Origin of the sequence: Streptomyces sp. NBC_00012, from assembly GCF_045040875.1 — a bacterium.
Lineage (GTDB): Bacteria > Actinomycetota > Actinomycetes > Streptomycetales > Streptomycetaceae > Streptomyces.
Window position 1 is genome coordinate 6,931,340 of sequence record NZ_CP108309.1, and the last position, 20,030, is coordinate 6,951,369.

Here is a 20,030-nt window from a genome sequence, read left to right on the forward strand (position 1 = left end):
GGAGGGATTCCGCGGGGGCCGCCGGTCCGTTTCCGGTCAGCCGCCGTGCCCGTGGTGGCCGCCGTGCCCGGCTCCGTGGTCGAACTTCATCGCCTCGGGCGGCATCACGACGAACGGCCGCATCATGCCCATGTCCTCGTGCTCCAGCAGATGGCAGTGGTACATGAACCGCCCGTACGCCCCGTCGAACTTCCCGAGCACCTTCACCAACTGCCCCGCGGGAACCCGGAAGACGTCCTTCCAGCCCTGCTCGTTCGGTGCCGTCGGGATCGTGGTGCCATGGTCGAACGCCACGGGGGAGCGGGTTCCGCCGACCGCCGGGTCGAAGCCGTCGAGCTCGTACGCCTCCCGGCCCATCACTTGGAAGTCCGCCAGATGGATGTGCATCGGATGCGTCGGACCGCCCAGGTTGAGGAACGACCACTGCTCGTAGGCGCCTTCGCCCACCGTGAAGCCGAGACCGTCGTTGAAGGTCCGCGAGATCCTGCGGTACGTGCGCACCGTGCCGTCCTCGCCCCGGACCTGGATGACACCGTCCGAGGGCACCTGCACATCGGCGGCGTCCTCTACCTCCGCCATCTCCCAGATCTCCGGGTGACCGCCGCCGCCGACCGTGCCGGGCACCGTCAGTACCACGAGCCGGTGCCCGTGCTCCACCTGGCCGTGCTCGTACCGCCGGAAGGAACCGGACAGCACCTCGGGCAGCTCGAAACCGTCCCGCTGCCCCGTCTCCCGCACCCGGAACTCCATCACCTGCGGGAACGGCACGTTCGTCGCAGGGTCCGGCACGCCCGGCGCGATCTTGCCGCGGTTGACCAGCCGGATCCGGCGCCCGGCCAGCGCCGAGAAGTCGATCAGCAGATCCATCCGCTCGGCCGGAGCGATCGTCAGCTGCGGCAGCACCTCGTCGAAGTCGACCGGCACCGGGCGCGGCAACAGCCCCCCGTCACTGCCGATCTGCCGGATCACGCCCGGGACCGGGTTCTTCTCGTCGTCGACCAGCACCAGATCGTAAATTCGGGCATTGGACGCGTTGACCAGCCGGAAGCGGTACCACGCGTCGTCCACGTCCAGATGGGGCCAGATGCGGCCGTTGACCGTCGTGTACGGGCCGAGGAACGGCAGCGACACCGGCTTCCCGGTCTCCGGATCGGCCTCCACGAGCACCGTCGTCTTGTGCAGCAGCCGCCCGTTGAGCCGGCCGTCCTCGTCGGTGTCCAGATTGCGGTCGGTGAGGATCAGCGGCAACTCCCGGTCGCCGGACGGCAGACCGAGCGCGTCCTCCTCGTCGTCCCTGATCAGATAGGTGCCGACGAGCCCGGCGTACACATTCCACCGGGTGATGTTCATGGCGTGGTCGTGATACCAGCACTGGGCGGCCTGGTGGTCGTTCGGGTACTCCGAGAGCTGCGCGTCACCGAAGCCGACCGCGTTGTCCGCCCAGCCGTCGTTGCCGCCGCCGGTCTGCGCGCCGTGCAGATGCGTCACCGTCCAGGCGGGCAGCGCGGCGACATCCGGGTTCGGCTCGACGCCGTCGCGTCCGGGACGGTTGTGCGGTGCCGGTTCGCCCTGCTTGACCGGGCCGACCTCCACCGCCGTGACCGGGTATTCGCTGCCCTTGGGGATGCGGTTGGTCCAGGCGATCCTGACCCGCTCCCCGCGTCGCACCTCGATGGTCGGTCCCGGCACCGTGCCGTTGTACCCCCACATCAGGGTCGGCGGCAGCTGCGAGTGCAGCCGTACCCAGGTGGGCGACAGGGCGATCTCGGTCTCGCGGAGCACGTCACCGGTCTGCGGGCGCAGCACCGGCGGGACGGGCAACTCGTCGGTGTACGGCACGAGTCCGCCGACCGGTGCCACGGGCGCGGCCGCTCCGGAACCCGGTCCCGGTCCGCCGGTCCGTTGGCCGGTCTGTCCCGGCTTCTCTGTGATCTCGACGATCTCGGTCAAGGCACTTCCCCCATGATCCGTAATTCCACTGCTCGTGGACCGCGCGACCCCTGCCCCCGCAGGTACTGATTCGGCGGCCCCTGTGCATCGAAGGACCGCCCAGAAACCGTGGCAGTTCAGTGAAATGCGTGATCTGACCAAAACCGGTACGGCCCGCCGGGCTGACAGCAGCTCTTTCCCGCCAACGCGGCGCGCCGCCGTGACACCCTCGCGGGGGGCGTACGGTTGTTCGCGATCGATCTTCGCAAAGAGACGGAAACAGGGAGACCACGGTATGTCGCAGCAGGTGCAAGGGGTCATCGCACCGGGGAAGAACGAACCGGTACGGATCGAGACGATCGTGATCCCGGACCCGGGCCCGGGCGAGGCCGTGGTGAAGATCCAGGCGTGCGGTGTCTGCCACACCGACCTCCACTACAAGCAGGGCGGGATCAACGACGACTTCCCCTTCCTGCTCGGCCACGAGGCCTCGGGTGTGGTGGAGTCCGTCGGCGCGGGCGTCACGGACGTCGCCCCCGGCGACTTCGTCGTCCTCAACTGGCGTGCCGTGTGCGGCCAGTGCCGCGCCTGTCTGCGCGGCCGTCCCTGGTACTGCTTCGACACCCACAACGCGAAGCAGAAGATGACCCTGCTCGACGGCACGGAGCTGTCGCCGGCCCTCGGCATCGGCGCGTTCGCCGAGAAGACCCTGGTCGCCGCCGGTCAGTGCACCAAGGTCGACCCGGAGGTCTCCCCGGCCGTCGCCGGCCTGCTCGGCTGCGGCGTCATGGCGGGCATCGGCGCCGCCATCAACACCGGACAGGTCGGCCGCGGCGACTCGGTCGCCGTGATCGGCTGCGGCGGTGTCGGTGACGCGGCGATCGCCGGCGCCCGGCTGGCCGGCGCGGCGAAGATCATCGCCGTGGACATCGACGACCGCAAGCTGGAGACGGCGAAGACGATGGGCGCCACGCACACCGTCAACTCCCGCTCCACCGACCCGGTCGAGTCGATCCGCGCCCTGACCGACGGCAACGGCGCGGATGTCGTCATCGAGGCGGTCGGCCGCCCGGAGACGTACAAGCAGGCCTTCTACGCCCGCGACCTCGCCGGCACCGTCGTCCTGGTCGGCGTCCCCACCCCCGAGATGCAGCTGGAGCTGCCGCTGATCGACGTCTTCGGGCGCGGCGGCTCGCTCAAGTCCTCCTGGTACGGCGACTGCCTGCCCTCGCGCGACTTCCCGATGCTGATCGACCTGCACCAGCAGGGCCGGATCGACCTCGGCGCGTTCGTCACCGAGACCATCGGACTCGGCGATGTCGAGCAGGCCTTCGCCCGGATGCACGACGGCGACGTGCTGCGCTCGGTCGTGGTCCTCTGATGGCCGCCCGCATCGACCACCTCGTCACCTCCGGCACCTTCGCCCTCGACGGCGGGCAGTGGGACGTCGACAACAACGTCTGGATCGTCGGCGACGACACCGAGGCGATCGTCATCGACGCCGCCCATGACGCCGCCGCCATCGAGGCCGCGCTGAACGGCCGTACGCTGCGCGCCATCGTCTGCACGCACGCGCACAACGACCACATCGACGCCGCCCCGGCCCTGGCCGAGGCGACCGGCGCACCGGTCCTGCTGCACCCCGACGACCTGCCGCTGTGGAAGCAGACCCACCCGGACCGGCTCCCGGACGGCGAACTGACCGACGGCCAGGAGCTGGAGATCGCCGGAACAGCGCTCAAGGTCCTGCACACCCCCGGTCATGCCCCGGGCGCCGTCTGCCTCTACGCCCCCGAGATGTCCACCGTCTTCACCGGGGACACGCTCTTCCAGGGCGGCCCCGGCGCCACCGGACGGTCCTTCTCCCACTTCCCGACCATCGTCGCGTCGATCGGGGACCGGCTGCTCACGCTCCCGCCGGAGACCACCGTCCGTACCGGACACGGCGATTCCACCACCATCGGCGCGGAGGCCCCGCACCTGGACGAGTGGATCGCCCGCGGTCACTGAGAACCGCGGACGCTCACCGGTCCGGCCACGCGGAGAGCCGCAGCCCGCTCTCGAAGCGGCGCGGTTCGCCCGTGACCGGATCGGTGAACTCCAGTACCCGGGCCAGGAGTTGGAGTGGGCGCGCGAAGTCGTCCGGAGCCCCTTCCGCCTTGAGGTCCGGATAGACCGGATCGTGGACGAGCGGCAGCCCCAGGGCGCTCATATGGACCCGCAGCTGATGGGTCCGCCCGGTGGCGGGCAGCAGCCGGTAGCGGCCGATCCCCTCCCGGTGCTCCAGCAGCTCGATCCGGCTCTCGCTGTTCGGCTCGCCCGGCTCCTCGCGGGCTGCGATGACCCCGCGCTCCTTCACGATCCGGCTGCGCACGGTCCGCGGGAGGACCAGCGCGGGATCGTACGGCGCCACCGCCTCGTACTCCTTGCGCACCAGGCGGTCCCGGAACATCGTCTGGTACGCGCCCCGCTCACCGGGCCGTACGACGAACAGCACGAGCCCTGCGGTCAGCCGGTCGAGCCGGTGCGCCGGCTGGAGCGAAGGCAGGTCCAGCTCACGGCGCAGCCGGGCCACCGCGGTCTCGGTGATGTGCCGGCCGCGCGGCGTCGTCGCCAGGAAGTGCGGCTTGTCGGCGATGACGAGGTGCTCGTCGCGGTGGACGACCCCGACCGGGAACGGCACCGGCTCCTCCGGCGCGAAATCCCGGTGGAACCAGATGTACCGGCCCGCGGTGTACGGCTCGTCGCCGGACACCGGGCCCCGCACCGAGACGAAGCGGCCCTCGGCGAACATGGCGTCCACCCGCCGCACCCCGATCGCGTCCGCGAACCGCGCCAGCAGATGATCACGCACCGTCGGCCACGCCCCGTCCGGATCCTCCGGGAGCCGCAGCCGGACCGGATCGATCCCGTCCCGCTGCGGCAGCGGCGCCGCCGGAGGCTTCGCGCGCCCCCTCATCGGGGAACGCCGACCACTACGGCGGTGCTCATGGTGCCGGCTCCTCGCTCCGTCGCCCGGGATGTCCGCACATTATCGCCGGTCGACGGGCCGGCGCCGTCACGAGTCCGGCAGCGTCACCTTCTCCGGACCGCAGCCGATGCGCTCGGCCTCGGCGGCGACATAGCCGGGCAGTAGTTCCCGGGTGAGGCCGAAACCGCCGTCGTCCGTCCGTTCGAACTGTTCCACCATGAAGACCACGTGACCGGTCTGGCAGGACGCCCGGTAGAGCGCCCGCCCCCCGTTGAGCTTGCCGTAGCCCTTGGGGCCCTTGACGGGCAGACCGGACTTGAGTACGTCCCGGTGGAAGATCTCGCTCAGCGCCGCGTCCGTCACCGTCGTCATCCGCAGCGACGGGGAGGAGGCGTCACCGACCTCGCAGACCCGGGCGGGCCCGCCATCGCCGCCGCCGACACGCGTCCGGGCCAGCTCCTCGCGGTACGCCGCGGGAAGGGTGAGCCCCTTGACGCTGCAGAAGGCGTCGGCCCGCGTGTCCTGCTCCGTCACGAGCGAGGGCAGGTCATGGGGCGTCCGATAGGTGCCCGAGCAGCCGAATTCACGGATGACCCCGTTGGTGGCCTCCACCAGCGCACGGGTCAGTGCCGCCCGGTCCTCCCGGTCGTACTCCGCCGAGCCTTCGAGCCCGGCCGGGCCCATCGCGATGTCCACCACCGTGGGGCCGGTGAACTCGTCGCGTCCGGTACAGCTCTGCGGCAGCGCCAGCCAGGCCCGCGAGGCCGAGGTCATGCCTGGCAGCCCGTCGCCGAGCGGCACCAGACCGGCCGCGAGGTACTCCCGCGGCCACTCGTGCGCGTCGGTGCCCCGCAGCCCGTCCAGCTGGTGCACCCGCAGGGTCACCTGACGGCGGGCCGCGTCGTCCTTGTAACTGGTGATGCGGCACTGCCCGTACATGGCCTTCCAGTCGCCCGGACCGGCCTGCAGCGACTGCTCCTCGACCTCGGTCCTGCGGTCGCCGAAGAGGTCCGACATGGTCGCGTCCGCGAGCGAGTCCCAACAGGGTGCGGGACCGGCCAGCGGAAGCGTGTCGGTCCGCCAGGCCACCGCACCGGCGCCCAGGAGCGCGCCGGCCAGCCCGGCGGCGGTGACGGCACGGGCGGTACGGCTGCGCAGCAGACGCCGCAGCGCCGGAACGCGGTCGGGGACGGGCTCCGGGGCCCGCTCCTCAGCAACCGTGGCCCCATCGCCGTTCCCGTTCCCGTTCGTGTCCACAGTCGCTGCCCCGTTCTCTTCCGTCGCTCCGGTCTCCTTGCCGTTCACGCGCCCTCACCGCCCCCGCATCCGATGCGCTTGCCCACGGACTCGGTGAAGTTCGTGAACACCTGCCGGTCGTGGGGCCGCCCCGAACCCTCCAGCCCGGACTGGACGTTCCCGTAGAACACGGTCTGCCGCCCGTCGCACTCGGTACGCACGAGCCCGTTGCCGGCGCCCTCGGGCAGCCCCGCGAACAGCGCCGCCATGCGCGAGTCGCCCACCATCACGTACTGCGCCGCCGGTTCGTCGGGCATCCCCGGCGATTTCCACACCACCGAACAGGTCTGGAGCCGTTCGTCGACCACCCCCACCTGCTGCCGGTACCTGGAGCCCGGGCCGAACCCGAAGGTCACACCGGGGATCCGGCACAGCGGCTTTCCGGCGGACTCCTCGCCCTCGGCGACCGTGACGAAGGGCGACGTCATGTCCAACGGCTCGCCCGGAGCGCAACCGGCCTCGCGCATACCGGTGTTCGCGGCGTCCAGCAGCATCCGGGTGACATCGGACCGGCTGCCGATCGTGAACGGCATGGCGAGCTTGCCCAGATGGCCGTCGCCGGTGCTCTCGCTCCGGATGGTCACCGTGGACGGCCGGCCGTCCACATCGCAGGCACTGGGCAGGACCAGCATGGCCCGGTCACCGGAGACCAGCCCGTCGAGCCCGTCGGGCAGCCGGGAGGCGGACCCGTCGAAGTACCGGCCTATCCAGGCACGGTGTTCCTCGGCCCCGGAAGGAACCGGACCGTACTCGACGGTGACCTGCTCCTTGAACCTGAGCGGCTCGTCCGAGTCGTCGTCCGCAACCGTGGAGGTCACCGTGACCGTACAACTGGCCCGGTGGCGGCCGGCCGAGGGCGGCGCGGTCTCCGTGGAACGCCGCTGCGAGCCGGACTTGGCGAGCCCGTCCTCACCGAGGAAGGCGGCACCGCTGCCCTGCTCCCACGCCCCCCAGCAGTAACTGTCCCGGAACGTCCAACTGTCCGTCGCCCACAGCCCGATGCCGGAGGCGAGCACCGCCCCCGCGACCGTCCCGGCCAGTACCGCCCCGCGCCGCCCGCGCCTGCCGCCCATCACGTTCCCCCTGCGAAGTACCAAGATCGCGCAAAGCCCCGATGGTACGTCGTCGCCCCGGGGCTCGGACCGGGCCCCGCCCCCGCGCTCAGGCCAGCGGCGAGAACACGAAGGAGAACTCCGCGGCCCGCGCGTCGAGCCGGTACTCCGGCAGCACCCCCGGCCCGCACGACTGCGAACCGATCCCCTGCACCGCGTGGTCCAGATTGACCCAGACGGTCCCGCCGGCCCGCAACTCCGGTACGTGCCCGGCCGCATCGAGCTGCTCGCTCGTCCACCGCCGCGCGCTGAACCAGAACGGCGCACCTCCCTCGGCCCGTACGCCCGTCCCGCTGCCGTCCGTCAGCTCCGCCCACCGGACGTCGGCCCGCGCGCCGTTCTCCTGGGGCCGCACGTACGGCGTCTGCATCTCGTCCACGGACATCCGCCACCGGCCGAGCACCGATGCGGCCCGGGTGTCCGGGTACGCCTCTCCGGGCCCGCCGCCGAACCAGCGCACCGCGTCGTACGAGGCGGGCAGCCCGAACCGGATGCCCAGCCGGGGCAGCGGCACCCGACACTCGCCCTCCGGCACCACGGAAACGGTCAGCCCCAGCCGCTCCCCGTCGGCCGTCCACCGGTACGCGGCACGCAGCCCCAGTCCGTCCCCGGCCGGCGCCACCCTGGTCCGTACGACCAGGGCGTCCTCGCCGGCCTCGACCGCGTCGACCCGGTGCCGCATCCGGTGCAGCCCCGACTCCCGCCACCGCTCCCCGTACCGCTCGTCCGGCTGCCACGCCGCACCGTTGTCGTTGTCGGTCGGGGCCCGCCAGACATCCAGCCGCAGCCCCTCCATCGGCACCGCGCCCAGCCGAACCGGAGCCCCGGTCGCCGCGTCGAAGACCCCGGGCCCGAGCGTGATCAGCGCCTCGCCCCGCTCCGGCCGCGCACCCACCGCGGCGGCGGGAGAGACGGCCGCGCCCGTCTCCGCCTGCCCCCACGCCACCACGTGTCCGCGCTCGCCCCAGGCGGTGTCCCGGGCCAGCACCGCCCGTACGGTCCACACCCCGGCGCCGTCCATCACCAGCCGCACCTCGGCCGACGCGCCGGGTTCGAGCTCCGGCACGTCGAGCGTGCCCGATCCGGCGGGCACCCCGTCCACCTCGTGCGACCACTCGAAGTCCAGGTGGGCCGTTCCCGCGAAGTCGTACCCGTTGGTGATCCGGACCGAGTCCGCACCGCCCAGCAGCTCGACCCGTACCGGCTCGATGACCTTCTTGTACTCGATCAGCCCGGGGGAGGGAGTGCGGTCGGGGAAGAGTAGCCCGTCGCAGACGAAGTTCCCGTCGTGCAGCTCCTCGCCGAAGTCCCCGCCGTAGGCGAAGCCGTGCTCGGGGTGCGCGATGCCGTGATCGATCCACTCCCAGACGAATCCGCCCTGACAGCGCTCGTACCGCTCGAACAGCCGCTGGTACTCGGAGAGTCCGCCCGGACCGTTGCCCATCGCATGCGCGTACTCGCACATCAGGAACGGCATCGCACGCCGTCGCGCGTCCGCCTCCGGGTCGGGCAACGGCTCTTCCGCCCGGCGGCCGATCAGCTCGACCTCGGCGTGCGTCGGGTACATCCGCGAGTACAGGTCGACGTCCCGGCAGGAGAGATCGCCCTCGTAGTGCACCAGCCGCTCAGGATCGCGCGCCCGGATCCACCCGGCCATCGCGCTGAGCCCGCGCCCCGTCCCGCACTCGTTGCCGAGCGACCAGATGATCACCGAGGCGTGGTTCTTGTCGCGCTCCACCATCCGCGCGGCGCGGTCGAGCAGCGCCGGGGTCCACCGCCCGTCGTCCACCGGGTTGCCGCGCCACTCCAGGCCGGCGAAGCCGTGCGTCTCCAGATCGCATTCGTCGATCACCCAGAGCCCCAGCTCGTCGCAGAGATCGAGAAAGGCGGGATGCGGCGGGTAGTGGCTGGTCCGCACGGCGTTGATGTTGTGCCGCTTCATCAGCACCAGGTCGCGCCGCATGGTCGCCGCGTCCACGGTCCGCCCGGTCTCCGGGTGGAACTCGTGCCGGTTCACCCCTCGGAACAGCACCCGCCGCCCGTTGACCCGGACGAGCCCGTCCTCGACCACGACACTCCGGAACCCCACCCGCAGCCCGATCCGTTCACCGGAGGTCACCAGCTCCCCGTCGTACAGCCGGGGCGTCTCGGCCGTCCACGGCTCGACCGCGAGGGTCACCGCCTCACCCGTCGCGACATCGATCCCCAGCTCGGGCACGAGGACCCGCCCGTCGGTCCCCTCGCACTCCACCCGCAGGGTCCCGGACCCGTCGCGGTGGTCGTACCCGGCGTGCACGAAGAAGTCCCGGGGCGCACCCCGCGGCCGCTCCAGCAGGGTCACGTCCCGGAAGATCCCGGGCAGCCACCACTGGTCCTGGTCCTCCAGATAGCTCCCCGACGACCACTGGTGCACCCGCACGGCCAGCACATTGCCCTCGGGCCGCAGCAGCCCGCCGACGGCGAACTCGTGCGGCAGCCGTGATCCCTTGAAATCGCCCAGCTCCCGGCCGTTGAGCCAGACCCGGGCGCAGGACTCCACCCCGTCGAAACGGAGCACCACCTCCCCGTCCCCGGGCCACCCGGCCGGCAGATCGAAGCTCCGCAGATGATCACCGGTCGGGTTCTCGTCCGGCACCCTCGGCGGATCGACCGGGAAGGGGTACACCACGTTCGTGTACGCGGGAGCCCCACCGGCCCGCTGGAGCACCCAGTGCCCGGGAACCGCGACCGTCGCCCACCCCGAGGCGTCGAACCCGGGACGCGCGAACGACTCGTCCAGGCCGTCGGCGCCCGGCGAGAGCCGGAACAGCCACTCCCCGTTCAGCGACATCCGCCCGGCGTCCGACCCCGCGTACCAGGCCCGCGGCTCCAGCCCGCCCGATCCGGGACCGATGTCCTCGTACCAGGGCAGGGCAGGGGGATGTGTGCGGTTCATGGGACTCCTCGCTCGGTGAAGGCCCTCCGTGCGGCCGGCGCTCCGGACGCTAGCGACTGATGAACCGATGCAACAAGGGTGTCCGACCGCGGGCCCCTGCCCGGCCCCCGCGTGACCGCGTCGGCGCAACGCAGAAGTGCCGGTCAGGATCGCTCCTGACCGGCACGTGCTCTGTGTCCGAGGGGGGACTTGAACCCCCACGCCCGATAAAGGGCACTAGCACCTCAAGCTAGCGCGTCTGCCATTCCGCCACCCGGACCGGGTGTTTGTCTCGCGGGCTCCGGCCCGTTCCGACGTGGAAAACAATAGCAAACATTCGGGGGTGCTCGATCACGCCCCGGACCGTGTGAAGGGCGCACGACGAGGGCTGGGTGCCCTTGGGTGTGCGGGCCGGGCGCGGGAGGATGAGGGGGAGCACCCCAGCGACGGTGGAAGGAAGCAGCGTGAGCGAGACCAACACGGCTCGGACCGGCTCCGGCGAGGACGAGGTCGTGGACCTCTGTCGTGAGCTGATCCGGATCGACACCAGCAACTACGGGGACCATTCGGGACCGGGGGAGCGGGGCGCGGCCGAGTACGTCGCCGAGAAGCTCGCCGAGGTCGGGCTGGAGCCGCAGATCTTCGAGTCCCACAAGGGCCGCGCCTCGACCGTGGCGCGGATCGAGGGCGAGGACCCGTCCAGGCCCGCGCTGCTCATCCACGGTCACACCGACGTGGTTCCGGCCAATGCCCACGACTGGACGCACCACCCGTTCTCGGGCGAGGTCGCGGACGGCTGCGTGTGGGGCCGCGGTGCGGTCGACATGAAGGACATGGACGCGATGACCCTCGCGGTCGTCCGCGACCGGATGCGCAGCGGCCGCAAGCCCCCGCGCGACATCGTGCTGGCCTTCCTCGCGGACGAGGAGGCGGGCGGCACGTACGGTGCGCGGTACCTCGTGGACAAGCACCCCGACCTCTTCGAGGGGGTCACCGAGGCGATCGGCGAGGTCGGCGGCTTCTCCTTCACGGTGAACGAGAAGCTGCGGCTCTACCTCGTCGAGACGGCCCAGAAGGGCATGCACTGGATGCGGCTCACCGTGGACGGCACCGCCGGCCACGGCTCGATGACCAACGACGACAACGCGATCACCGAGCTCTGCGAGGCGGTCGGGCGGCTCGGGCGGCACAAGTGGCCGGTCCGGGTGACCAAGACCGTACGGTCCTTCCTGGACGAGCTGTCCGACGCGCTCGGCACCCCGCTCGACCCGGAGGACATGGAGGCCACGCTCGCCAAGCTGGGCGGCATCGCCAAGATGGTCGGCGCCACGCTCCGCAACTCCGCCGCTCCCACCATGCTGGGCGCCGGTTACAAGGTGAACGTCATCCCCGGCCAGGCCGTCGCCCATGTCGACGGCCGTTTCCTGCCCGGCTTCGAGGACGAGTTCCTGGCCGATCTGGACCGGATCCTCGGCCCGCGTGTGAAGCGCGAGGACGTGCACGGCGACAAGGCGCTGGAGACCAGCTTCGACGGCTCGCTCGTCGACGCGATGCAGATCGCCCTGAAGGCGGAGGACCCGATCGCCCGTGCCGTGCCATACATGCTCTCCGGCGGCACCGACGCCAAGTCCTTCGACGACCTGGGTATCCGCTGCTTCGGATTCGCCCCGCTGAAGCTGCCCCCGGAGCTCGACTTCGCGGGCATGTTCCACGGTGTCGACGAGCGTGTGCCGGTGGACGGTCTGAAGTTCGGGGTGCGGGTGCTCGACCGTTTCATCGACAACTCCTGACGCCTTGCCGGATTTCCGCCGACTTCCCGCACCAACAATCGTCAGCGTGTGCGCATTTGACCGGAACGAGTGAAAGGGGCCGTACGCTCGTAGCTCGATTACCTCTTCCTCGTTACAGGTGATGCGGTCCGCGGCTGGGACCGCATTGCCAACTAGGAGGAATAATGATCAAGAAGGTCGTCGCTGCTGCGGCTGTCACTGGTGGTCTGGTGCTCGCGGGTGCGGGCATGGCCGTCGCGGACTCCGGTGCCCAGGGCGCCGCAGTCGGCAGTCCCGGCGTGCTCTCGGGCAACAACATCCAGGTGCCCATCCACGTGCCGGTGAACGTGTGCGGCAACACGGTCTCCGTGATCGGGCTGCTGAACCCCGCCTTCGGCAACACCTGCACCAACGCCTGACGTCGTGCGTCAACCCGCAAGGGTTTGAATCCGGTCGGCCCCGGAGTGCGCACCACGCACTCCGGGGCCGCTGGGTACTCGGCCCCCGCACGGTCAAGTCCGGGGGTTTTCCGGAAGGCAGAAGGCAGGAAACAAGTTATGCGACAGGTCACGCGCAAAGGCCTGATCACCATGGCGGCAGCGGGCGGTGCGCTCGCGCTGAGCGGCGGCTACGCACACGCGGACGCGGGAGCGTCCGGCGAGGCGGCGAATTCCCCGGGGGTGCTGTCAGGGAATTCGGTACAGATTCCGGTCCACGTGCCGGTCAACGTGTGCGGCAATTCCGTGGACGTCGTGGCGCTGCTCAACCCGGCGTTCGGAAACACCTGCGGAAACGGTTCGCAGGACGACTCCCAGGGCAAGCACGTCTCCGGCAGCCACGTCTCCGGCGACCTCACCCAGGCGAGCCGGCCCGGTACGGGCAAGCACCGGGCCCCGATCGGCGGCGGGGCGACGGCCCAGGGCGTCGCGACGGGCTCGCCGGGGGTGTTGTCCGGCAACAGCATCCAGGCGCCCATCGACATCCCCGTGAACGCCTGTGGGAACAGCATCACCATCGGCGGTCTGCTCAACCCAACCTTCGGCAACGACTGCGAAAACGGCCCGGACGCCGTCACGCCGCCCATCGGCACCCCGCCCCCGGTCACCCCGGTCACCGAACCCCCGGCTCCCGGACCGCGGACCGTACCGAACGTGCCCGGGACCCAGAACGTCGCACAGCTCGCACACACCGGAGCGGGCGGGCTCGACCTGCTGATCCCGGCGAGCGCGGGCCTGTTGCTGGCGGGTGCGGGCACGGTGCTCTACCGCCGCGCCCGGGCCTCCGCCTAGCGGACCGGCACGGCGACGCGAGCAGGACGAAGGGAGCGGGCCCGCGGATGCCGGGCCCGCTCCGGCTTACCAGGTGGCCCGGAGCTGGCGGATGATCCGCCGCCGCAGGCGCACCCTCCGGCTGCCGTCGCGACGCAGCGTCAGTCGGTCCAACTCCCAGTGACCGTACTCGGCATGGTCGGTCAGCAGACGGGCGGTCTCCTTCCGGGACACCCCGCGCGGTACGTACACATCGACAAATTCGTATTCCGGCATCGCATCTATTGTGCGGGCAGAGCCCGTGTACGGATAGCGTCTGCACTATGTCTGATGCTGCGCAGCCCACGGCTGCCGAGGTACGCGCCGCCGCCGAGGCGGTCAAAGCCGCGCTCGACCACCACCTCGCGGCCGTCGAACGCCGGACCGGGGACGACGACGTGGCCGTCTATGACGCGTTCAACGCACTGGCCGCTGCCGCCGAGTTCTACGACGAGCTGCTCTACGACCGATACGACGAAGTCACTCCCTTCGAGATCCCGGGTGGGGAGGATTCGCTGCCGCCGTACACCGGCCCCGAGGAGCCGAACGCACTCAGTGTGCTGATCCGGCGCGACTACGCGGTGGTGGAGCCGCCGAGGCTGCTCGCTCAGGCCCAGCGGATCGCCGACCTCGACCCGGACGAACGCGGTGGCAGCGCCGCGGTGGTCGGCTCCAGCGTCCACGCGGCGCTCGGTGTGCTCTTCGGGGAGTACGAACCCGACGAGATCGCTTCCCGGCACACGGAGTTCGGGCTGGAGGAGGGGGACTCCACGCTCTGGGTCACGGCTGCCGAGGAGCTCCCCGAGGCGGGGGAGTGGCTCGGCGCGCCGTTCGACGACGCGGATCCGCAACTGGTGGTCTGCCGCTTCGACGTCAGCGCCGTCTTCGACGAGGACGAGCCGGACGAGGAACCGGCCCGCCTGGACCCTGTCTGACCCGAGCCGCCCGGCGGCGGACAGTCTGTGATCCGTCGGCCGGACGGGCGGGCTCGGCGCCGAGCCCGCCCGTCCGGCCCGGGTGTTCCCGGGGCCCGGTCAGCGGGGCGGGGTCTCCAGCAGGGGGCGCAGCCGCGTCGTGCGGTCCTGGGACGGCGGCTGGGCGACCGCGCGCGGGAGCGCCTGATCCACTCCGTGCACCACGGACAGATGCCGCTCGCCGCGGCTGAAGGCGGTGTACACCCAGGAGCGGCTCAGCCCCTGCGCCGCGTCGCCCGGCAGCACGACGACCACCGCGGGCCACCTCGTTCCGGCCGCCTGGTGGGCGCTGAGGGCCCAGCCATGGCGCACGGAGGACTCCACCCGCTCCTGGGCCACGACGACCTCCGTGCCCGCGCAGTCCAGATGCAGGCCCTCGGCGTCCGCCGAGACGACCACCGCGGGCTCGGCCCTGCCGGGCGCCGGGATGTGGACGACGCGGTCGCCCGGGTCGAAGCCGCCGAACCGGCCGGGTCCGGGATTGAGCCGCTGCTTCAGCGCCGCGTTCAGCGCCCGGGTGCCCGCCGAGCCGCCGTGGCCGACGGTGATCACCTGGGTGTCGGACGACGGTACGCCGATGGCGCGCGGCACCGAGTCGGCCACCAGCTGCACGGTGCGGTGCACCGCCTCGCCCGCATCGCGCACGGGGACGATCACCACCTCCTTGCCGGGTGCCTCGACCTGGTTCAGCTCGCCGATGCCGATGCCGGAGACCAGCTCGCCGATCGGTCCCGGATCGGGCGTACGGGAGACGATCTGCGGGCACGCGCGGGCCGCCAGCACATCCGCGAACACCCGCCCCGCACCGGCCGATCCCAGCACACCGGGATCGCCGCTGAGCACCAGGCGGGTGCCGTCGGCCAGCGACTCGACCAGGATGGCGGCGGTCTCCACGTCCAGCTGCGGGGCGTCCAGCACGACGAGCAGGTCGACGGCGACGGCCCCCTCCTCGTCGCGCCCCGGGCCCTGCTCGCCCGAGAGCAGACCGGCGAGGGTGACGGCCGTCTCCGGGGCGCCGGTCGCCGCGGCCAGCCGGCGCCTGCCGTCGGAGCTGTGGGTGGTGCCCAGGGCGCGCAGCCCGAGGGCGCGGGCCGCGGTGATCAGGGCGGCGGGCTCGGCCCGGGCGGCCTCGCCACCGGTGTGTGCCACGAGGCCGTGTGCCGCGACCGCACGGATGAGCTCGGCAGCGGAGGGAGAGCTCGCGGCCGAGGCCGCCTGCGTCCAGTCGGCGTCCTTCTCGCAAGCGTTGACCAGCCGGGCCAGGCCGTCGGCGAGGCTCTCCTCGGCGAGTGCGTAGCGGTCGAGGCCCAGCAGCACCTGCACCGGCTCCTGCCCGGCAGGCTCGGTGCTCGCGCCGGAGTCCTCGCCGGGTTCCACGGCTGCCCCGGCCCCCTGCTCGCCGTGGTCCTGCTCGTCCTCCTCGTCGTCCTGGAAGACCAGGACGACTCCCTCGGCGATGGCGTGCTGCACGGCCGCGCCGGGATCGGTCACCGAACGCTCGGCGAGCGCGGCCCGTACCTCCGACGCGTCCAGCGCGGTGTGGCCCCGGAGCGCGGCCCGCTCCAGCAGCCAGCCGACCAGGGCGGCGGTCCGCCGCCCGTCGTCCGGACCGCACTCGGCACCGATCAGGGCACGCGCGAACCCGTCCGCCTGCTCGGGCCTGACTCCCGGCACGGCCAGCAGCTGCCAGGGGTCCGCGCGCAGGACCTCGGCCGCATGTGCCCCGAGGGCCTCGGCCGCCGGTCCCGCCAGCGCGGCCGGAGCCCCGCCCTCGGCCAGCACGGCGGCGGTCGTGGCGACGGCCTCCGGCGAGGCGCTCTGCGGCGCCCGCACCGGTTCGGGGGCGCGGGGGCGGACCGGAGCGGGCTCGGGCGCGGTCCGGCGGGGGGCGGCGGGTGCGGGCGAGTCGAAGAACGAGGTGGCGGACTGCTCGCCGCTCTCCACCGCCCGTACGGCCGCCAACAGGTCGGCCGCCTTGCCGCTCAGCTTCCCCCCGGCGGCGATGGGGCCGTCCTTCTCGGCCTTGCGCTTCTCGATCCGCTCCCGGAGCTCACGCTGGGCGGCGAGCTCGGTCTCGGCCTCGGAGAGCGGCGCGGGGGCGTCCGCCCCGGTCCCGCCTGCCGCGTCCGGCCCGCTGCCCGCAGCGTCGTCCTCGGCTCCGTCCGGTTCACCGTCCGTCGCAGCGTCGGTTCCGCCGTCGGTCCCACCGTCCGTGGCTCCGGCCGGCTCGTCGTCCGTCGTCCCGCTTCCGGAGCCGTCGGCCGCGTCCGTCACGTCGTCCTTGGCTCCGTCCGGTTCGCCCTCCGGCGCAGCGTCGGTTCCGCCGTCGGTCCCACCGTCCGTCGCTCCGGCCGGTTCGCCGGTCCCGGGGGCCGGCTCCGTGTCGCCCGCCCCGGTGGGCCCGGGGGCGCCGCCGTCCGTCCCCGTCCCGTCCCCGGCGGACGGGGCGGGCACGGCGGAGGGCGGCGCGACGACGGTGTCGTCGTCGGCGGCCGGGGAGCCGGGGGTTTCCCCCCGGGGAAGCGCAGTCACAGCGTGCTCCAGTCCTGGTCGGGATAGCGGTGCACGGGCGCCGACACATCGTCGAGCGCCTGGCAGATCTCGTCAGGAAGACTAAGCGCCTCCACTGACAACGCCTCCGTGAGCTGCCGCGCGTTGCGCGCGCCGACGATCGGGGCCACCACGCCGGGCCGGTCCCGCACCCAGGCGAGAGCCACCTGGAGCGGCGTCGTGGCCAGCCCGTCCGCCGCCGTCGCCACCGCGTCCACCACGCGGCTCGCGGCATCGTCGAGATACGGCTCGACGAACGGGGCCAGCAGCTCCGAGGCACCGCGCGAGTCCACCGGAGTGCCCGACCGGTACTTCCCGGTGAGGACCCCGCGACCCAGCGGGGAGGAGGGCAGCAGCCCGACACCGAGATCGAGGGCGGCGGGCAGCACCTCGCGCTCCACCCCCCGCTGCAGCAGCGAGTACTCCATCTGCGTGCTCGCCAGCCGGGTGCGCACCCCGGGCGAGGCGAGCTGCCAGGTCGCTGCCTTGGCCAGCTGCCAGCCGCAGAAGTTCGACACCCCCGCGTACCGGGCGCGCCCGCTGGACACCGCCAGATCCAGCGCCTGGAGCGTCTCGTCCAGCGGGGTCACCGGGTCGAAGGCGTGGATCTGCCACAGATCCACGTGGTCCGTGCCGAGCCGTTCCAGGGAGGCGTCCAGCGCGGCCAGCAGATGCCCGCGCGATCCGTCGAACCGGTGGTAGGGGTCGGCCACGCTGCCGGCCTTCGTCGCGATGACCAGATCGTGCCGTGGCACCAGGCCGCCGATGAGCTGCCCGAGCAGATATTCGGCCTCCCCACCGCCGTACACATCGGCCGTGTCGACCAGCGTGCCGCCCGCCTCCCAGAAGGCTTTCAGCTGTTCGGCAGCGTCGTGCTCATCGGTGTCCCGGCCCCAGGTGAGGGTGCCGAGCCCGATCCGGGACACTCGAAGGCCGGTGCGGCCGAGATGCCTCTGCTCCATGGGCGCTGAGATTACTGGCCAGAACCCCACTCGGCGGAAGCCTGTGGACAGCGCGGCGTCAAGTCGCCCCTGCCGGATCGCGCCGTCGCGCGCTAGAGTCCGGAACCCAGAGACGTTACTGATCGGTAAGGGGAGCGGCTATGCGGCTCGGCATCAATCTCGGTTACTGGGGCGCGGGAATGGACGGCGACAATCTCGCCGTCGCCCAGGAGGCCGACCGGCTCGGGTACGACGTCTGCTGGGCGGCCGAGGCGTACGGCTCCGACGCGCCGACCGTGCTGTCCTGGGTCGCCGCCCGGACCGAGTCCATCGACGTCGGCTCCGCGATCATGCAGATCCCGGCTCGCCAGCCGGCCATGACGGCGATGACCGCCGCCACCCTCGACTCGCTCTCCGGCGGCCGGTTCCGGCTCGGCCTCGGCGTGTCGGGACCGCAGGTCTCCGAAGGCTGGTACGGCGTCAAGTTCGACAAGCCGCTGGCCCGCACCCGGGAGTACGTCGAGATCGTCCGCAGGGCCATGTCCCGCGAGCGGCTCTCGTACGAGGGACAGCACTGGACGCTGCCGCTGCCGGACGGTCCGGGCAAGCCCCTCAAGCTGACCGTCCATCCGCAGCGCGAGCACATCCCGCTCTACATCGCCGCGATCGGCCCCAAGAACCTGGAACAGACCGGCGAGATCGCCGACGGCGCGCTGCTGATCTTCCCCTCCGCCGAGCACCTGGAGGACACCGCGGTGAAGTACCTGCGGGCGGGCCGGGAGAAGGCCGGTCTGACCATGGAGGGCTTCGACGTCTGCCCGACCCTGCCGCTCGCCGTCGGCGACGACGTCAACGGCCTCGCGGACGTGTTCCGTCCGTACACCGCCCTGTACGTGGGCGGCATGGGCAGCCGGAAGCAGAACTTCTACAACCAGCTCGCGCAGCGCATGGGCTACGAGAAGGAAGCCGCCGAGATCCAGGACAAGTACCTGTCCGGCGACAAGAACGGCGCAGCCGCCGCCGTACCGCACCAGCTGATCGACCAGACCACGCTGCTCGGTCCGGTCGAGCGGATCGCCGAGCGGATGCAGGCCTACGCCGCCGCGGGTGTCACGACCCTGACCCTCGCCCCGGCCGGATTCACGCTGGAGGAGCGGCTCACGGCCCTGAGGGCCGGTACGGACGCGCTGGAGCGCTCCGGGCTCGCCTAAGGGCTCTGTCCCGTAGCTGGGTCCTGTCGTCGAACTGCCGTCCGTCGCGGGGTCCTCCCGGGGGTCCGGGAGCAGCACTACGGCCGTGGTGGGGGCTCGGGGTCTCCCCGCCACGGCCGTTACGCGTATCAACGCGCGCGCGGCCGGGCGGTTACGCCGGGAAGCGCCCCATCCGGCGCAGCCCGGGCTCGTTCCTGTTGCCCGGGTGGGTGTGCCGCACTTGACTGTGGCTCGGCGGATGCGGCACGGAGGTGGCAGTGATGCTCTCGGCAAGGAACCTGTTCCAGGAGATTCTCGACGACGACGAGTCGTTCCGGCTGTTCTGTTCCATCGCGGCCGGCGGGGAGTCCCAGGGCGGCTGGGAGAACGGCCGTATCGCCGTCCTGGTGCCCGAGAGCCAGCGCGCCCTGGCGCCCAAGATCGCACGGCACGGTGCCGACGAGGACAAACACGGCCGGATCTTCAACGCGTTGCTCAGGAAGCGCGGGCTCCAGCCGGCGGAGGTCCCGCACGAGACCGACTACACGATGCTGCTGGAGAAGCACGGCATCGGCCTGGCCCATGAGCAGCTGCGGGGCGAGGAACGGCTCTCCGAGCGCGACATCATCACCTACCTCGCCCACAGCCGGGTCACCGAGCAACGGGCCTCCGAACAGATGGCCCTGCTGCGCAAGCACTTCGCCGACCACCCCGACCTCGGCCGCGCCGTGAAGATGATCTCGAACGACGAGGACAACCACCTGGCGTACTGCCACGAGGAACTGCTCCGCCTGGCCCGGGCCGGACACGGCCGCACCATCCAGCGCACCCTGCGCGAGTGCGCGCTCGCCGAGATCCGGGTGTACCGCGACGTCAGCCTCGCCGTGATGGACCACATGGGCCGCATCCTTGGCTGGCCCCGGGCCAAATCGGCGGTGCTGGCCGCCGGGATCCACGCCGTCTACGCGTACGAACGATTCGCCGGGTGGCGGCGCATGGTGCGCCTGGAGCAGCCCGAGCGGCGCGACGCGCTGGGTGGTCCGGCGGCGCCGGAGCCCGGGTTCGCCTGAACCGGTG

16 protein-coding genes and 1 tRNA gene are annotated in these 20,030 nt (G+C 71.9%); 8 read left to right on the forward strand and 9 right to left on the reverse strand.

All coding sequences use genetic code 11. The features are described from left to right. Positions 1 to 36: 36 nt before the first annotated feature. Positions 37 to 1,860 carry an O-aminophenol oxidase PhsA gene (phsA, locus tag OHA19_RS31720; protein WP_405753333.1) on the reverse strand — a complete coding sequence of 608 codons (1,824 nt, stop codon included), beginning with the start codon at positions 1,858 to 1,860 and terminating at the stop codon, positions 37 to 39. Positions 1,861 to 2,224: 364 nt separating this feature from the next. On the opposite strand from phsA, the gene OHA19_RS31725 reads away from it, so the two are divergent. Both OHA19_RS31725 and OHA19_RS31730 read left to right on the forward strand, forming a co-directional pair. Continuing rightward, positions 2,225 to 3,310: an S-(hydroxymethyl)mycothiol dehydrogenase gene (locus OHA19_RS31725; protein ID WP_405711072.1), complete on the forward strand. Its 1,086-nt coding sequence runs from the start codon at positions 2,225 to 2,227 to the stop codon at positions 3,308 to 3,310. Beyond that, on the forward strand, positions 3,310 to 3,939 hold the full coding sequence (locus OHA19_RS31730) for an MBL fold metallo-hydrolase (RefSeq protein ID WP_405711071.1): 630 nt from the start codon (positions 3,310 to 3,312) through the stop codon (positions 3,937 to 3,939). Before OHA19_RS31725 ends, OHA19_RS31730 begins: the two co-directional genes overlap by 1 nt. A 13-nt stretch (positions 3,940 to 3,952) precedes the next feature. Here OHA19_RS31730 and OHA19_RS31735 read toward each other — a convergent pair whose 3' ends face one another. The 5 genes from OHA19_RS31735 to OHA19_RS31755 all read right to left on the reverse strand — a co-directional run bounded on the left by OHA19_RS31735 (position 3,953) and on the right by OHA19_RS31755 (position 10,502). Continuing rightward, complete coding sequence (locus OHA19_RS31735; RefSeq protein WP_405752423.1) at positions 3,953 to 4,888, reverse strand: pseudouridine synthase; 936 nt, start codon at positions 4,886 to 4,888, stop codon at positions 3,953 to 3,955. 99 nt (positions 4,889 to 4,987) lie between these two features. Then, on the reverse strand, positions 4,988 to 6,157 hold the full coding sequence (locus OHA19_RS31740; RefSeq protein WP_405752425.1) for a hypothetical protein: 1,170 nt from the start codon (positions 6,155 to 6,157) through the stop codon (positions 4,988 to 4,990). A gap of 44 nt (positions 6,158 to 6,201) precedes the next feature. After that, positions 6,202 to 7,269 carry a hypothetical protein gene (locus tag OHA19_RS31745; RefSeq protein WP_405752428.1) on the reverse strand — a complete coding sequence of 356 codons (1,068 nt, stop codon included), beginning with the start codon at positions 7,267 to 7,269 and terminating at the stop codon, positions 6,202 to 6,204. A gap of 88 nt (positions 7,270 to 7,357) precedes the next feature. Continuing rightward, positions 7,358 to 10,243, reverse strand: a complete 2,886-nt coding sequence (locus OHA19_RS31750) for a glycoside hydrolase family 2 TIM barrel-domain containing protein (RefSeq protein WP_405752431.1) — start codon at positions 10,241 to 10,243, stop codon at positions 7,358 to 7,360. A 174-nt stretch (positions 10,244 to 10,417) separates the two neighbouring features. Next, a tRNA-Leu gene (locus tag OHA19_RS31755) sits at positions 10,418 to 10,502 on the reverse strand. 184 nt (positions 10,503 to 10,686) lie between these two features. Between OHA19_RS31755 and OHA19_RS31760 the strand changes: the two genes are divergently transcribed. From OHA19_RS31760 to OHA19_RS31770, 3 genes are all read left to right on the forward strand, one after another. Beyond that, positions 10,687 to 12,012, forward strand: coding sequence for a M20/M25/M40 family metallo-hydrolase (locus OHA19_RS31760; protein WP_405711062.1), 1,326 nt, complete (start codon positions 10,687 to 10,689; stop codon positions 12,010 to 12,012). Positions 12,013 to 12,176: 164 nt separating this feature from the next. Further along, positions 12,177 to 12,410, forward strand: a complete 234-nt coding sequence (gene chpH / locus OHA19_RS31765; RefSeq protein ID WP_405711060.1) for a chaplin ChpH — start codon at positions 12,177 to 12,179, stop codon at positions 12,408 to 12,410. Positions 12,411 to 12,548: 138 nt separating this feature from the next. Beyond that, positions 12,549 to 13,280, forward strand: a complete 732-nt coding sequence (locus tag OHA19_RS31770) for a chaplin (RefSeq protein WP_405711058.1) — start codon at positions 12,549 to 12,551, stop codon at positions 13,278 to 13,280. 66 nt (positions 13,281 to 13,346) lie between these two features. On the opposite strand, the gene OHA19_RS31775 is transcribed toward OHA19_RS31770, so the two are convergent. Continuing rightward, complete coding sequence (locus OHA19_RS31775) at positions 13,347 to 13,535, reverse strand: DUF5703 family protein (RefSeq protein ID WP_030918345.1); 189 nt, start codon at positions 13,533 to 13,535, stop codon at positions 13,347 to 13,349. 47 nt (positions 13,536 to 13,582) lie between these two features. Between OHA19_RS31775 and OHA19_RS31780 the strand changes: the two genes are divergently transcribed. Next, on the forward strand, positions 13,583 to 14,233 hold the full coding sequence (locus OHA19_RS31780) for a hypothetical protein (protein WP_405711056.1): 651 nt from the start codon (positions 13,583 to 13,585) through the stop codon (positions 14,231 to 14,233). A gap of 99 nt (positions 14,234 to 14,332) precedes the next feature. On the opposite strand, the gene OHA19_RS31785 is transcribed toward OHA19_RS31780, so the two are convergent. Then, positions 14,333 to 16,804, reverse strand: a complete 2,472-nt coding sequence (locus OHA19_RS31785) for an ATP-dependent RecD-like DNA helicase (protein ID WP_405752433.1) — start codon at positions 16,802 to 16,804, stop codon at positions 14,333 to 14,335. Continuing rightward, on the reverse strand, positions 16,801 to 17,784 hold the full coding sequence (locus OHA19_RS31790) for an aldo/keto reductase (RefSeq protein ID WP_405711052.1): 984 nt from the start codon (positions 17,782 to 17,784) through the stop codon (positions 16,801 to 16,803). Before OHA19_RS31790 ends, OHA19_RS31785 begins: the two co-directional genes overlap by 4 nt. A 140-nt stretch (positions 17,785 to 17,924) precedes the next feature. Between OHA19_RS31790 and OHA19_RS31795 the strand changes: the two genes are divergently transcribed. Then, the gene (locus OHA19_RS31795; RefSeq protein WP_405711050.1) at positions 17,925 to 18,974 is read left to right on the forward strand and encodes an LLM class F420-dependent oxidoreductase; all 1,050 of its coding nucleotides are present in this window, start codon (positions 17,925 to 17,927) and stop codon (positions 18,972 to 18,974) included. 260 nt (positions 18,975 to 19,234) lie between these two features. Further along, positions 19,235 to 20,023 (forward strand): ferritin-like domain-containing protein, encoded by a 789-nt coding sequence (locus tag OHA19_RS31800; RefSeq protein WP_405711047.1) that lies wholly within the window; start codon positions 19,235 to 19,237, stop codon positions 20,021 to 20,023. Positions 20,024 to 20,030 lie beyond the last annotated feature (7 nt).

Bases quoted from the DNA above. Each gene is read 5' to 3' on its own strand.
- OHA19_RS31725 (WP_405711072.1), top strand. From the start codon at position 2,225: ATGTCGCAGCAGGTGCAAGGGGTCATCGCACCGGGGAAGAACGAACCG.
- OHA19_RS31730 (WP_405711071.1), top strand. From the start codon at position 3,310: ATGGCCGCCCGCATCGACCACCTCGTCACCTCCGGCACCTTCGCCCTC.
- OHA19_RS31735 (WP_405752423.1), bottom strand. From the start codon at position 4,888: ATGAGGGGGCGCGCGAAGCCTCCGGCGGCGCCGCTGCCGCAGCGGGAC.
- OHA19_RS31745 (WP_405752428.1), bottom strand. From the start codon at position 7,269: ATGGGCGGCAGGCGCGGGCGGCGCGGGGCGGTACTGGCCGGGACGGTC.
- OHA19_RS31750 (WP_405752431.1), bottom strand. From the start codon at position 10,243: ATGAACCGCACACATCCCCCTGCCCTGCCCTGGTACGAGGACATCGGT.
- chpH (WP_405711060.1), top strand. From the start codon at position 12,177: ATGATCAAGAAGGTCGTCGCTGCTGCGGCTGTCACTGGTGGTCTGGTG.
- OHA19_RS31770 (WP_405711058.1), top strand. From the start codon at position 12,549: ATGCGACAGGTCACGCGCAAAGGCCTGATCACCATGGCGGCAGCGGGC.
- OHA19_RS31775 (WP_030918345.1), bottom strand. From the start codon at position 13,535: ATGCCGGAATACGAATTTGTCGATGTGTACGTACCGCGCGGGGTGTCC.
- OHA19_RS31780 (WP_405711056.1), top strand. From the start codon at position 13,583: ATGTCTGATGCTGCGCAGCCCACGGCTGCCGAGGTACGCGCCGCCGCC.
- OHA19_RS31790 (WP_405711052.1), bottom strand. From the start codon at position 17,784: ATGGAGCAGAGGCATCTCGGCCGCACCGGCCTTCGAGTGTCCCGGATC.
- OHA19_RS31795 (WP_405711050.1), top strand. From the start codon at position 17,925: ATGCGGCTCGGCATCAATCTCGGTTACTGGGGCGCGGGAATGGACGGC.
- OHA19_RS31800 (WP_405711047.1), top strand. From the start codon at position 19,235: ATGCTCTCGGCAAGGAACCTGTTCCAGGAGATTCTCGACGACGACGAG.